11 protein-coding genes, 1 tRNA gene, 1 pseudogene and 1 riboswitch are annotated in these 13,936 nt (G+C 39.6%); of the genes and pseudogenes, 11 read left to right on the top strand and 2 right to left on the bottom strand.

Annotated features, from left to right (window positions below; translation table 11 throughout):
* Positions 1-87 precede the first annotated feature (87 nt).
* The 3 genes and pseudogenes from ABC374_RS20780 to ABC374_RS20770 form a co-directional block, all read left to right on the top strand.
* A pseudogene (locus ABC374_RS20780) lies at positions 88-1,134 on the top strand (alkene reductase); the annotation flags it as partial.
* A gap of 142 nt (positions 1,135-1,276) precedes the next feature.
* Positions 1,277-1,765: a P-loop NTPase family protein gene (locus tag ABC374_RS20775; RefSeq protein WP_413019621.1), complete on the top strand. Its 489-nt coding sequence runs from the start codon at positions 1,277-1,279 to the stop codon at positions 1,763-1,765.
* Positions 1,766-2,226: 461 nt separating this feature from the next.
* Positions 2,227-2,841: an undecaprenyl-diphosphatase gene (locus ABC374_RS20770; RefSeq protein ID WP_413019620.1), complete on the top strand. Its 615-nt coding sequence runs from the start codon at positions 2,227-2,229 to the stop codon at positions 2,839-2,841.
* Positions 2,842-2,989: 148 nt separating this feature from the next.
* Here ABC374_RS20770 and ABC374_RS20765 read toward each other — a convergent pair whose 3' ends face one another.
* The gene (locus ABC374_RS20765) at positions 2,990-3,118 is read right to left on the bottom strand and encodes a hypothetical protein (protein WP_258832991.1); all 129 of its coding nucleotides are present in this window, start codon (positions 3,116-3,118) and stop codon (positions 2,990-2,992) included.
* A gap of 993 nt (positions 3,119-4,111) precedes the next feature.
* A riboswitch (M-box (ykoK) riboswitch) is annotated at positions 4,112-4,277 on the top strand.
* 265 nt (positions 4,278-4,542) lie between these two features.
* On the opposite strand from ABC374_RS20765, the gene mgtE reads away from it, so the two are divergent.
* From mgtE to ABC374_RS20745, 4 genes are all read left to right on the top strand, one after another.
* Positions 4,543-5,901: a magnesium transporter gene (mgtE, locus tag ABC374_RS20760; protein WP_413019619.1), complete on the top strand. Its 1,359-nt coding sequence runs from the start codon at positions 4,543-4,545 to the stop codon at positions 5,899-5,901.
* 398 nt (positions 5,902-6,299) lie between these two features.
* On the top strand, positions 6,300-7,328 hold the full coding sequence (locus ABC374_RS20755) for an NADP-dependent oxidoreductase (RefSeq protein ID WP_413020416.1): 1,029 nt from the start codon (positions 6,300-6,302) through the stop codon (positions 7,326-7,328).
* Positions 7,329-7,799: 471 nt separating this feature from the next.
* Positions 7,800-8,213: a YbjN domain-containing protein gene (locus ABC374_RS20750; RefSeq protein WP_413019618.1), complete on the top strand. Its 414-nt coding sequence runs from the start codon at positions 7,800-7,802 to the stop codon at positions 8,211-8,213.
* A 192-nt stretch (positions 8,214-8,405) separates the two neighbouring features.
* Positions 8,406-8,479 (top strand) — tRNA-Gly (locus tag ABC374_RS20745).
* Positions 8,480-9,328: 849 nt separating this feature from the next.
* Here the strand turns inward: ABC374_RS20745 and ABC374_RS20740 are convergent.
* The gene (locus ABC374_RS20740) at positions 9,329-9,997 is read right to left on the bottom strand and encodes a B3/B4 domain-containing protein (RefSeq protein ID WP_413019617.1); all 669 of its coding nucleotides are present in this window, start codon (positions 9,995-9,997) and stop codon (positions 9,329-9,331) included.
* 106 nt (positions 9,998-10,103) lie between these two features.
* Here ABC374_RS20740 and queG point away from each other — a divergent pair, with 106 nt between their 5' ends.
* The 4 genes from queG to nfsA all read left to right on the top strand — a co-directional run bounded on the left by queG (position 10,104) and on the right by nfsA (position 13,676).
* Positions 10,104-11,243 carry a tRNA epoxyqueuosine(34) reductase QueG gene (gene queG / locus ABC374_RS20735; protein ID WP_413019616.1) on the top strand — a complete coding sequence of 380 codons (1,140 nt, stop codon included), beginning with the start codon at positions 10,104-10,106 and terminating at the stop codon, positions 11,241-11,243.
* Between the two features lie 198 nt (positions 11,244-11,441).
* Positions 11,442-12,299, top strand: a complete 858-nt coding sequence (locus ABC374_RS20730; protein ID WP_413019615.1) for an amidase domain-containing protein — start codon at positions 11,442-11,444, stop codon at positions 12,297-12,299.
* A gap of 67 nt (positions 12,300-12,366) precedes the next feature.
* Positions 12,367-12,855, top strand: coding sequence for a tRNA (uridine(34)/cytosine(34)/5-carboxymethylaminomethyluridine(34)-2'-O)-methyltransferase TrmL (gene trmL, locus ABC374_RS20725; protein WP_350300170.1), 489 nt, complete (start codon positions 12,367-12,369; stop codon positions 12,853-12,855).
* 71 nt (positions 12,856-12,926) lie between these two features.
* Positions 12,927-13,676, top strand: a complete 750-nt coding sequence (gene nfsA / locus ABC374_RS20720; protein ID WP_413019614.1) for an oxygen-insensitive NADPH nitroreductase — start codon at positions 12,927-12,929, stop codon at positions 13,674-13,676.
* The last annotated feature ends 260 nt before the right edge of the window (positions 13,677-13,936 follow it).

The raw sequence follows: 13,936 nt of genomic DNA, 5'->3' as shown, positions 1-13,936 counted from the left end.
CACTTATCGGATAATCTTACACAATGATAGTTACTAAATTTAGCTCAGGTAAAGCGGTTAACAGGAGGGACTTAAATGAAAACAATAAAAACCAAAATGTTTGAACCTGTAACAATAGGCGCATGGAACTTAAAAACAAGAACGGCTATGGCTCCTATGACACGGGCGTTTGCCGATAACGAAACTGGTGTTGTGAATGACCTGACCGTAGAATATTACCGAAAACGGGCTCAAGATGGAATCGGACTTATCATTACTGAAGGTGTAGTGATTTCACCAAGAGCAAAGGGCAATCCTGGAGTTCCCGGTATATATACTCAAGAGCAAATCAACGGGTGGAAAAAGGTAACGGAAGCAGTACACGCTGAAGGCGGAACGATTATTGCGCAAATCTGGCATGTGGGCCGTGCAAGTCACCATGAAATTGCAGGAGGACTTCCTCCACAGGCTCCGTCACCTATAGCTGCAGAAGGAAAGGTTTCACGATTCGGCAAACCTTTTGACACTCCTGAAGAAATGACAGAGACGGATATTGCAGAAGTTGTGAACCAATATAAACAAGCTGCAAAGAATGCAATGGATGCTGGCTTTGACGGCGTTGAAATTCATGGTGCACACGGCTACTTAATAGACCAGTTCAATTCTGACACCTCCAATAAAAGGACCGATCGGTACGGTGGTGATTTAAAACAGCGCCTGACTTTTATGAAGGAAGTGCTAAAAGCAGTTATTGATGCGGTTGGAGTGGAACGTACCCTTATTCGTTTCTCGGCTTTGAAAATTGACCAGCCGTCTTACATGTGGGAAGACCCTGAAAAAGCGATCCAAACATTTATTGAAGCGTTCAATGAAACAGGAGTCAAAATGATTCACCCATCCACGATGGAATTTACCAAACCGATTGCAAGAGGATTGACCATGCATGAATTGGTACGCAGCCACTGGGATGGCATTATAGTCGGTGTGGGAGGGCTTGATCCTGAAACAGCAGAAGCCGCACTGGAAAAAGGCATCATTGACGTTGTGGCGATTGGACGTCCGCTTTTAGCCAACCCGGATTATCTGGCACGAATCAAGCAGGATGAAAAACTTGTTGATTACGAGGCGAAGAAACATTTAGGGCAACTGATTTAATAGAGATAAGATATAAGGAAGGGCTTGTTCATGACAGGACACCGCAGCAACCATACTTCATTTTCTAAAACTGATGCGATTCTTCTTCAAGAAGGGTCGCCTTTTCTTATGAACCTAAAAGGGGAGAGTGGATGGTATATCAATGGAACGTATCATGGTTATCGGAGTGTCCGCGGGTGTCGGAAAATCTACTTTTGCAAGAAGACTTGGAGATAATTTGAATATCGAAGTACATCATTTGGATACATATTACTGGAGACCTGGCTGGGTTGAAGCTCCTTTAGAGGATTTTATTTCTGCTCAGAAGGAAGTATTGAGTCATGACAAGTGGATAATGGAAGGCAATTATAATAATTCTTTTCATTTACGGTCGGAGCTTGCCGATACGATTATTTATTTGGAACTTCCTCTCCGTGTTTGCCTTTACCGTGTTATCAAACGGTGGTTGTCTAATATAGGTAAAACAAGGCCTGATATGGGCAAAGGCTGCAATGAAAAATTAGACTGGCAGTTTATTAAATTTATCATGACCACCTACTTTCCTCGCAAGAAAGAAATGAAAGCCAGATTTGCCGATCTTCAAAAGAGTGACCCTGAAAAGCTAATAGTTATTTTAAAAGCAAAAAATTGAAGGATATCTGTTGAATGTGAAAGGATAAGCTTTTTTACCACTTAATTTTGATGACACTTAGAGATTTCAGAAACTGCCCTTAACAAAAATTTGGAATTAATATAAAGCCCAAAGGGATCTTCCAATCGAAAATCCCTGAAACTGTATACAGATTTGAAGAATTCGAGTTTGCCACAGTTTTTTTATGTCTTGTACAATATGGACGTTGATTTCCGCTCAAGAAACTCGCTTTCCGCGGGGCGGTCAGGGAGCCTCCTCGGCTTGCACCTGCGGGGTCTCCCTAGACGCACTTTCCCCGCAGGAGTCTTTGTACTTGAGTATTGGAATACATAGATCCTGAATGTTGATGATGGACTTTCTTTCTTAAAGATGTAAAATATAGATTTAATTGAAGTTCATCCTATATACATAATGAGCTTAATAAAGGTTAAAGTGATAATACAATCAGGAGGAATTTTTCAATGGCTTTGTCCGAAATGAATAGTAAATTGTTTAGAATGATTAACAATCTAGGTAAACAATACCCCGATTTAAATCCTTTCTTTGTATTCATCGCTGAATACATGATTTTTTTCTTAGTATTGGCAGTCCTGATATTTTTGTTTTCTCGAAGAAATAAAAATAGAATCATGGTAATCTGTGCATTAATTACACTGGTTATCTCAGAAATAGTGGCGAAAATAGCAGGACAATTCCACACGAATTATCAACCATTTGCTGAGTTGCCCAACGTTAATAAGTTAGTTGAAAAAGCAGTCAATAATTCCTTTCCAAGCGACCATACAATCATATTTTTTTCATTTTGTATAACCTTCTGGTTATTCAAAAGAGGTTGGGGGTTTTTATGGGGAATTTTGGCTGTCCTTGTAGGTATTTCGCGAATTTGGGTAGGTGTCCATTATCCAGCAGATGTTCTTGTCGGAGCCATCATAAGTATCGTTTCAGCCACAATCGTTTACCAAATTGTTCTTAAGTTAAGTCTTACTAAGAAATTTTTAGGAAATCAAGTAGAGGGCGAACAGTCCATTCTATCTGCCCTATCCAAACAAAAGAAAGGTAAGTCAAAGGACTTTTAAAAAAGAGTTACTTGAAATACTACCAGATTACAGTTCGGATAACGCTAATGATGAATTGTCCTTTTTGATCTCTTTCTGCCAAATAACTAAGAAGATTATCTGCAAAAGAAACAAACCGGTCTTTATATGGCCGGTTTGTTTCATTTAGTTACTCTGATTTAGAGCTCTGATCTTTATTTCTTTTATTTCCTTTGCTGTTGTCCCCACTAACAGGAGTTTGTCCGTGTAATTGCGGTGAATTTTGATTACGGCTGCCTTTATTGAATTTTTTTGTCATGTCTTACATCTCCTTTCTTTTTTCACATACAGTTTGTCCCTTTTTGGTGAACTTATGTTTCTCGCTTGAAAGTAACTTCTTTATCAAGTGCACGGCTAGTAAGGTAGCTCAGTAGGGAGGATACGTAGAATAATCATTACCTGTTGAAAAAAGGGGCTCAGCTGCATATCGAGTCAAGTTGGTTAGATTGAGTTACAGAGGACTGAATTAAAGTCCTAAAACGCTTGTCGGACCTCCAAGTTTATCGATCTGCATTTTGCCCTTGAGGGAATTTTACACAGACAAAGTGTGCAAACTGGCTGTTATGACTGTTGAAAGTTCTAATTATGAAGATGAAATAAAATAAATGTTATGGAATGTTCGGGAACTAGAGGATCTTTTTAACATAAGTCCATTCAAGAGGATTAAATTACATAGTTCTTACTTTATTTTTAATAAGCTTGCAGTAGTAGTTTGTAGCTCTGAAAAAAAGAAAAGTATATACAGATAAATGATTTCAAGGATACATGTGGCATTCTTTTTTAAAGCATGTATAAGCATCTTCATAGTGATCTTTCCTTTCTTATTGTAATTTCATCAATTATACGAATGAATTTATACAAAATCTTCCTCTTTGTTAGATTACCTGCCATTGTTTTTCTGGATGTGAAATTTTGTTGAAAAAGGATCGTTCACCATTACCAAATGGTGAATATCCTTATGTAAATGAAGGAAGGCTTTTTAAGAGGACAATATTTTCAACAATTACCTCGATAGATTATATTTCACGTCTATTTGGGGAATCCAATAACTGATTTTGGTATGTACTTTATGAAGAATCGATCGAATATTTGCTTCACAGACATTCAATAAGACTGCTTTAATCGAGAGCGCCTAAGTCGGTGATATTTTGACTTTACCTTATTAAAGGTCGGGATATTAGGTCAAAATTAGAATTATTTGAATCAAACATTGACATCTAAAAGAAACTCTTTTAGAGTGGATGTGTAAATTAAATATCCTCGTTAGGTGAGGCTCCTGTGTAGGAGATACGCTACTGCCCAAAAATGTCGAAAGACGCCAATGGGTCAACAGAAACCATCGACATAAGGTGGTTTTTAATGTAGCTGGCTTTGTCCTATGCCACACAGTGCTAAAGCTCTACGAATGGAGGAACTGGATTTATGCTTGTATTTGTCATTCAGTCTTATAAGGCTGTTTGTATTTGTCATCCAGACAATGTACGCATATTTACCGTATTTAACACCTTCATTTGTAATGGAGGTTTTTTTGTTTTTTTCCTGGGGGTGAGGAATTTGGATAACTATACACGACGACATACACGTGAATGAAAACAAAATTTTGGAAGGGGAATAAATATTTTTTTTACTCTTAATATTTAAGGGAAATATTTTTTGGCTCCCCTAAAAAGGAGTGAGTGACAAATGATAAAAGTCCTGACGGAAGATCAAATGACTTTACAAATCATAAAGGTTTTAAAAGAAGGAAAAAAGAAAGAATTTCAAGCAATATTAGAAGAACTCCAACCATATGACATTGCTCGAACTTTTGAGGGGCTTCCAGAAAAACACCATACACGTTTCTTGTTGTTACTTGATTCAGAACAAATCGCTGAACTGATTCAAGAAGTTGAGAAAGTGCATCAATTAAAAATTCTTAGTAAATTAGGAATAGAGAAATCCGGCCATGTTATGGATTTAATGGATAATGATGATCTAGCTTCATTGTTAGAGGACCTATCCCCTGGAAAAATTGAAGAACTTCTTTCAGGCATGAAACAGGAAGAATCAAAAATCGTTCAAAATATCATGAATTATCCCCCTGAAACGGCCGGGCGAATAATGACAAACCGTTTTGTATGGATCCCCCAACATTATACGGTTCGTGAAGCAGTTGAAAAACTGAAAATCTTTGCGGAGTTTTCGGAAACGATCAATTATCTTTATGTAATAGATAATGATAAAAAATTAGTAGGTGTTGTCTCATATCGGGATTTAATAATAAATGATGAATCTGAAAAAATTCAAGATATTATGTATAGCCGGGTTATCTCCGTTTCTGCTGATGAAGACCAAGAAGAGGTAGCTCGTGTTATTGAGCGATATGATTTTTTAGCAATTCCTGTAGTTGAAAAAAATAATGAATTATTAGGAATAGTAACCGTCGATGATATTATTGATGTTGTCATTAAGGAAGCGAATGAAGATATTGAAAAATTATCGGCATCCGGTAAAGCTATAGACTTTGACACGAAGGCGCACGTGGCCGCATATCGTCGGCTGCCCTGGCTTATTTTACTTTTATTTATCGGATTGGTTTCTGGAACTATTATAAGCGGTTTTGAAGAAACATTGTCCAAAGTTGTTGCGCTTGCTTTCTTTATGCCGATGATCGCAGGGATGACTGGAAATACAGGTACTCAATCTTTAGCTGTTGTTGTAAGAGGCCTAATCACTAGTGATACGGATAAAGGAGTCGTGACCAGACTTATTATACGGGAACTGAAAGTTGGGTTGATAATAGGTATTACTTGTGGAATATTAATTTCCATCATAGCTTATGTTTGGCAGGGAAATCCCGTTCTGGGATTAGTGGTTGGAAGTTCATTAGTGATGACTCTAATTATCGGGACTTTAGCTGGGACCATTATTCCTTTGATATTATATAAATTCAACATCGATCCTGCAGTGGCTTCTGGTCCGCTAATTACAACACTAAATGATATACTCTCGTTACTTATTTACTTTGGAATTGCCACGATATTTATTTCAAAATTGATGTAGACTATCCATTAAACCAAGTTCACATATGTTTGCAAAGTTTTTTCAAGGGCGAACATAGTCTTAATGATTGCAGTACAAACTGTCCAGGCTGATGTTTTAATTCGGGAAAGTGCGGAGCTTGATCATCTGCCTAGCACACGATAAAAATAGAGTATTTCAAGCTGCTGCCTTTTCTCGGTATCCAATCGGGGAAAGGCCGTTAAATTTTTCTCGGGAGTGAATCGTATATTGAAATGAAAACATGGGACATAATAGGCTGTAGCAAGTTTGGGGTTTTCAGGAAAGGCTACATCAAGAGTGTTATGGAAGCAATAGCCAATCATATTCTTTGACCTATGAACTTCATCAGTGATACGCTTCTTTTCGAAATTACGTATTCAAACCAAGGAGGAACAATGATGACACAAACTAAACAACAAATAATCACCCTGGCAAACCGTCCAAAAGGTATGCCTTCGAAAGGGGATTTCAACTTTGTTGAGATTGAAGTTCCCACACCAAAGGATAATGAGATTTTAGTACGTACACTATATTTATCTGTCGATCCATACATGCGTGGCAGAATGCAAGATACCAAATCATATATTGCTCCATTTGAATTGAATAAGGTCATCACGGGCGGCGTTGTTGCTGAAGTTGTTGAGTCCAAATCGAATTCCTTCAAACAAGGGGATGTCGTTGTTGGGAACATCGACTGGGCAGAATACACAGTTGTCACCGAAAAGGAAATCCGCGTGATTGATCCCAAGGTGGCTCCGGTCACAACTCATTTAGGGATTCTTGGAATGACTGGTTTAACTGCTTACTTTGGTTTGCTTGATATTGGAAAACCTCAAGAAGGTGAAACGGTAGTCGTTTCAGGAGCGGCTGGAGCAGTTGGTTCAGTAGTCGGACAAATTGCTAAGATTAAAGGTGCGAAGGTTGTTGGCATCGCTGGTTCAGATGAAAAACTTGAGTATTTAACGAAAGAACTAGGATTTGATGGAGCCGTAAACTATAAAAGTGATAGTTTTGCTACAGATTTAGCTAATGCTGTTCCCGATGGAGTCGATGTTTATTTCGATAATGTGGGCGGCGAGGTGTCCGATGCTGTTTTCACACTTTTGAATGCGAATGCCCGAATACCATTATGCGGAGCGATTTCCTCGTATAACGCAGAAGGAAAAGATCTAGGACCGCGTCTGCAATCGGCGATGATCAAAACGAGTGCACTAATGAAAGGTTTCACAGTTGGAAATTATGCCTCTAGATTCCAAGAAGGTGCTACGGATTTAGGTAAGTGGCTTCAAGAAGGAAAGCTGAAGTATGAAGAAACGATTATTGAAGGGTTCGAAAACACTCCTGATGCATTTTTAGGTTTGTTTAAAGGAACGAACCTCGGTAAACAGCTTGTAAAAGTTGCGGAACCTGAATTCGCTCAACTATAAGTTTTATGAAATAAAGCTGAGGAAGGTCCTTTTTTGTGATTTTTAAGCAGCTTATGACAAAAGCGGCCTTTTTTCGATTTTTTCAATCGGGGAAAGGCCGTTTTCCTTTCAAGTTAAAATATGATCCTTCATTACCTTTAGTGGTATCTTTTGATTCATATGAAGGATATTAATTATTAGAAGTCACTTCATCAGACATAGCCTTCACTGCGAGAAGTGCCTGAAATTGAAGGATGCTCAAAAATCTGCCAGGAAATTTTGGACCTTCAAGAAGCGCTTCAGTTTTGCGGAGAAGCAACTGGCTAATCAATCTATTAATCCTCATATGGGAGTTCATTTTTGAATCCCTTTCTTTAAATGAGTGATTCTTCGTCCCTATTAATAGGGTGAAATTGGAAGGTTTATAGAAAAGTCTGTAAAAATGCCAGTTTTCATTATAAAATGTAATTACAAAGAGAAAGGTGATGAACCATGTCAAACGTTGCTAAATTTCGTGATTTTTTAACTAGTGAGAAAATCTATATGAATGAGTTGAATGAAGATGGCACCACCTTTTTTAGGGCTGAGCAAAAGTTAAAGGACGGGTGGAAGGTCCTTTTAGTATTTGCTTTCAATCAAGATGAAAATGTGGCGGACTTATTTTGCTTTAATGTCGCCGAGTTGAAGAATCCTGAAAAGAAACAGGATGTACATACACTGTTGAATGAATATAATGCTAATTTTAGGTATTCCAAGCTGTATGAGGAAAATGGGACCATTTCCATTCGGTATTCATACTCCATTGAGGGGGATATCGTACCGGATCTGGCGTTCAGGAAGTTAATCATGCTGCTTGAAACGGCACAGCAGGTTTATCCGCGGTTAATGGAAGTCATTTGGTTCTAATTCATCATATATAGGATGTAAAAGTTCTCTGAATCAGGGGACTTTTTAACATTTTTACTAGAGTGAATGAATATATTAACGTTACAATACGGTAATTATTAATTTTTTTTAAAAGAACTATTGCATTTTTTCACATTAAACTATATAATTAATTTTGTTGATTGGTAATTCGACAAACTTCTACAAGAATATGCGGGTGTAGTTTAGTGGTAAAACCTCAGCCTTCCAAGCTGATGATGAGGGTTCGATTCCCTTCACCCGCTCCAATACATACTCATAACGTAGGGTTTCGTTACCTGGAGAACGAAGCTTTGCGTTTTAATATTATTACAAGAATTCTACTGTTTACAGTGGGATTTTTTTATTGTCCAAATTGCCTGCATTTTATCGAAGCAGTGTTACCGTATGTCATACCGCAACAAAAACCAGAGTTTTTTTATTTTTCGACTATCCACTATTCGGAAGAGTGGGAATTCGATGCAGCACAAACTTGTTCAATGTGATTAACTACGTTAGTAGAATCAGTTTGACTAAGCGTGTGCTTTTTTGTCCAAAATGACAAGCTGTGTAGTCGAAGTCTGTTAGAGCGGGGCGTGCCAGGCTATGTAACCATTGATATGGTTGCAGTTTACCGGCAAAAAAGGGATTGGGAGTCGAATAGTGAGGTGTAGGTTGAAACAAAATTGCTCTGCTGAAATCACCTGAAAAGTTTTTTTGAAAAAAATTGTATGAAATCTCGCTCTTCATGTTTTTTTACTGTAATCCTTAAAGGATGGAAGAAATTTGCGACACTCCTGCCGAGTAACTGGCTAGCCGAGACCCCGGAGACGTTTACGTCGAGGAGGCTTGGCAGACAGTCGGCGGAAAGGGAGCGGATTTCTGGAATCGACTGAAATGTAATTTAAGAAAAAACCGTAGGCTGGACACACCTGAACAAAGTTTAAGACGAGGTGATCCATTATGCTCTTAAATTCCAGTGATCTTTAATGCCTTTTTTCAGGGTATGGATCGATCGGTTGAATAAAAGGATACTAGCGGACTGGTTTTATTAAGTGGAACAATAATGAAAAGACCCCTTCCGATTGTGGAAAGGGTTTATTTCCGTTCAATTTTAATTATCCTTCTACAATCGAGTAAGTCCCTTCACCACCGTGGATTTCAAGGAACATGTCCATCAGGGATTTCGTTAGCTGATCTGCTTCCGTGATTGGAGTATTGGGCTGTAAATAAATGATTTGGATGGCTTTTTTCGTTTCTTCGGTGACTTTCGTGCGTTCTGAATCAACGTAAGGACTTCCGAATGTGCCCACATCATCGGCTGATGTAATCATATTTTCCATGGAATTCAAGCGGCCGTTCAAACCTTCATAACCATCTGACGCCTCGCCGATCTTAATCGAGATGTCCCCTGATAATTTTTCCGCATCATAAATGCCGATCGGAACTTCATATAACAGCGAGAAGAAGTTATTTAAATCGATGGCTGAATGGATGGGTGTCAAGTAATTCTGTTTTTTTACGCGGCGGTAAAGGGCTTCCACGGAGGGGCGATACCGTGACGGATTTGTTCCTGTAACCTTGAAAATCTCCCGCCACACTTTAATGCCGGAAAAGTCGGTCAATTCCTTTTCTTCAAGGTCGAAGAAAAGAGCTTCCTGAAATAGTTGAAGTCTTCCTTTCACCATTTGCGGGGAGGGACCTACTTCGATGTTTTCATATGTAATGATCCCAACTTTGAATTGAGGGATTTTACTGCTAAGATTAGCTGATATGGTAATTTCCAACCGTTTCACCTCCAAAAATGATTGCAATTAGTTTATCATAGATAGCAATGGTTTGAAAAAGATTCAAGCTTTCAATGGGAATACTGAATGAACGTAGGTGATTAATATGGATATGAACACATTCAAGCAAGAAGTGATTTTATATAGTAAGGAAATCGGCATCGATAAAATCGGCTTTACATCGGCCACGGCCTTTACCGAATTGAAAGCTCGGTTGATACGTCAACAGGAGCTGGATTATCAGTCAGGGTTTGAAGAAGCCGATATAGAAAAAAGGGTAAGGCCTGATTTGATATTCGATAAACCGCAATCCATCATTTCGATTGCGCTTGCTTATCCTTCGAAATTGAAGGATGCTCCGCAAAGTACAAAAAGTGAGCGCCGGGGGATCTTTTGCCGGGCGTCATGGGGAACGGATTATCATACCGTTCTTCGTAATAAATTGCAGTTACTTGAGGATTTCATTAAAGATAAAATGCCAGGAGCAATGATGAAGTCCATGGTTGATACGGGCGAATTATCAGATAGGGCAGTGGCTGAGCGTGCAGGTATTGGCTGGAGTGCAAAAAACAGTATGATCATCACACCGGAATTCGGGTCATATGTATACTTGGGAGACATGATAACCAACCTGCCATTTGAACCGGATCAACCGATGGAAGATCAATGCGGGACATGCAATAAATGTGTCGATGTTTGCCCGACTGGAGCGCTCGTTCAGGGTGGGCAGCTAAATTCCAAGCGTTGCATTGCGTTCTTAACGCAGACAAAAGGTTTCCTTCCGGATGAGTTCAGGACGAAAATAGGCAATCGTTTGTATGGATGTGATACATGCCAGACCGTTTGTCCGAAAAACAAAGGAATGGATTTTCATTTTCATGAAGAGATGCATCCCGACCCGGAGCTGGCGAAACCGCTGTTAAAACCCCTGCTTACGATTTCAAATCGGGACTTCAAAGAGACATACGGCCATGTATCTGGCTCTTGGCGCGGTAAAAAACCAATCCAACGAAATGCCATTTTAGCATTGGCCCATTTCAAAGATGAAACGGCATTGCCTCAATTGATACAGGTCATGAAGGATGATCCGCGGCCTGTCATCAGGGGGACGGCGGCCTGGGCAGTTGGGAAAATTGGCCGGGCGCAGGCTGTTTCCGCATTGGAAGAAGCACGAATGAAGGAAAAGGATGAAGAGGTATTGGCGGAAATTGAGAAAGGACTGCAGTTTACCTTGGAAACAAAATAATATTTAAAATGCAGCCGCCCGGTAAATATTACGGGGCGGCTTTTTTTGGCTTAAAATATTCCGTTACCTTCAAGGAAACCTTTTTAAAAGTATCATTATATTTATAAAGTTGAAACTCCCACATTTTATGAAATTGTGTTTTTGTCCATGCCCTCATACATACACATTAGCATAGATGGTAAGAAGGAGGGCATGAACTTGAGGGAACAATTGCAACGCCTTTTACAAGAAAGGGTGGAGTTTTATACTTCCGATGAACTGGAAAGGGGTGAAAGGAAGTTACATTTGAAGAAGGAAATGATGAGGAACCGTGCTGCGGAAATTGTTCGGGTGAATGCGGCAGGCAAGGTACATTCAAAGAGAAAGGAAGATGATGATACAGTTCTGACATATCACGTGCACCTGCAATATTTATTGAAACAGGAGGATTCATTTTATATAGAAGAAGAAATGGAAGAAAGGGAGGCCCGGTTTCGAAATGGGTATATAGTGGATGAACGTGAGCTGTTTCCCAGCTTTGAAACCGAAGAGGCACCGCCAAAATGTGATCTAGGCGCAGATCGTCTCGCATATAAGTATGATCGAATGAAGGCCGTCCAATATGCCGAGCGTTGGTGGAACGAATTTAATCCAGCTTATTATAAATTCACTGATGATTGTACGAATTACATTTCACAATGTTTACATGCGGGAGGAATACCGATGTGGGGGGCGCCAAACAAAAGTAAGGGCTGGTGGATAAGAGGGAAAAGCTGGAGTTATACATGGACGACGGCCCATTCTTTATACCATCTGCTTAAAGCCGGGAATGCCATCAGGACAAAGCAGGTCGGGTCGGCCAAGGAATTGAATTTGGGTGATATCCTCTGCATAGATTTCGAAGGGGACGGAAGGTTTGATCATAATTTGATCGTAACGGCGAAGGATCAGGACGGGATGCCGCTAGTGAATGCACATACGATGAACAGCCGTCACCGGTATTGGACATATGAGGATTCAACCAGATACACACCGAACATCGTTTATAAGTTCTTTGTGATTTTGGATGGAGGGTGATTGGTTTTTAGTCTTTTTTGTTTAATGCTATAATTAAGGTGAAGTTCAAACTAGAGGTGAAAATGAAGTGTCAATACATGTAGTTTTATATCAACCACAGATTCCAGCAAATACAGGAAATATCGCAAGAACGTGTGCAGGGACGGATACGTCTTTACATCTCATTCGCCCGCTCGGCTTCTCGACGGATGACAAACAGCTCAAACGGGCCGGGCTCGATTACTGGGAGAATGTAAAGATCCATTATTATGATTCGTTAGAAGAGTTTTATGAAAGAAATGCCGGCGGTGAATTTTATTACTTGACGAAATTCGGAGAGCAGCCACATTCCAGCTTCGATTACAGTGATCAAGACAGTGAGATATACTTCATTTTTGGCCGTGAAACGACGGGTCTCCCGAAAGAGGTGATCCAAGAAAATATGGATCGGTGCCTGCGGATTCCAATGACGGATAAAGTACGTTCACTTAATCTGTCGAACACGGCTGCCATCTTGGTTTATGAAGCACTTAGACAGCAAAATTACCGTGAATTGGATTTGAAAACAAAAGATTGAGTTTCATCAATACTGTCATCGGGGGTATTTCAGCCCCGATGATGGATACATATTCTTTAGGGGTGGGAGCATTGAATAACATTATTGAGAAAATTTTAGATCACCGTTCCATACGTTCTTTTGAGGACAAGTTGTTGTCTGAGGAGCAAATCAATACGATTGTGGAATGTGCCCAAGCGGCATCGACTTCTAGTTATATTCAAGCGTATTCAATCATAGGGGTAACCGATCCGGAAAAGAAAGCCAAGCTTGCTGAACTTGCCGGACCACAAGCATATGTAGAGAAGAATGGACATCTATTCGTCTTTTGCGCCGACTTATATCGTCAGGATATGGTTTCCGAAATGGAAAACACTGACCTGTCCGAATCAATTGAAAGTACGGAGAAATTCATGGTTGCCTGTATTGACGCTGCTCTTGCGGCTCAAAATGCGGCATTGGCAGCAGAATCGATGGATCTTGGCATTTGCTATATAGGCGGGATCCGCAATAATCTCCCAGAAGTGTCAGCGATATTGAATATACCGCATCGCGTTATACCATTATTCGCTCTAGTGGTCGGATATCCGAAAAACCGTTCGGATAAAAAGCCGCGTTTACCGCTGTCCAATATCTATCATGAAAATGGATATCAGGAGGATAAGCAAGAGTTCATCGGACAACTTGAAGAGTATAATGAAACGATTTCCAGTTATTACGAGCGTCGGACTGAAGGTAAACGAAAAGACACCTGGACCGAGCAAATGGCTGGAATGCTTGGAAGGAAAAGCAGGTTGTACATGAAAGATTATGTTGAGAAGCAAGGATTTAAGAAACATTGATTGATGAAAATGGCTTATTGCCCTTCCCATAAGGGACATCTTCCAAAGTCCTGAGTATGGACCTAGCAGTAAAGATCCCGGAAGCATTTCCGGGATCTTTACTGTGTTCATTTGTCAGTCGATAATACGGATCGGCCCAAAAAATCCTGTCAGAATTTCTTCTTATATGCCCATGAAATTACCATTGACAATATATTTAGATAGAATTATAGTAATTAAGTAGTGGATAATGATAATCATTTTCATTTGAGTTTTTACTT

This window comes from Peribacillus phoenicis, from assembly GCF_047238085.1.
GTDB lineage: Bacteria > Bacillota > Bacilli > Bacillales > DSM-1321 > Peribacillus.
Note: the sequence above shows the minus strand (reverse complement) of the source record. Positions and strands in the feature narration are given on the sequence as shown.

Bases quoted from the DNA above. Each gene is read 5' to 3' on its own strand.
- ABC374_RS20775 (WP_413019621.1), top strand. From the start codon at position 1,277: ATGGAACGTATCATGGTTATCGGAGTGTCCGCGGGTGTCGGAAAATCT.
- ABC374_RS20770 (WP_413019620.1), top strand. From the start codon at position 2,227: ATGGCTTTGTCCGAAATGAATAGTAAATTGTTTAGAATGATTAACAAT.
- ABC374_RS20765 (WP_258832991.1), bottom strand. From the start codon at position 3,118: ATGACAAAAAAATTCAATAAAGGCAGCCGTAATCAAAATTCACCGCAA.
- mgtE (WP_413019619.1), top strand. From the start codon at position 4,543: ATGATAAAAGTCCTGACGGAAGATCAAATGACTTTACAAATCATAAAG.
- ABC374_RS20755 (WP_413020416.1), top strand. From the start codon at position 6,300: ATGACACAAACTAAACAACAAATAATCACCCTGGCAAACCGTCCAAAA.
- ABC374_RS20750 (WP_413019618.1), top strand. From the start codon at position 7,800: ATGTCAAACGTTGCTAAATTTCGTGATTTTTTAACTAGTGAGAAAATC.
- queG (WP_413019616.1), top strand. From the start codon at position 10,104: ATGGATATGAACACATTCAAGCAAGAAGTGATTTTATATAGTAAGGAA.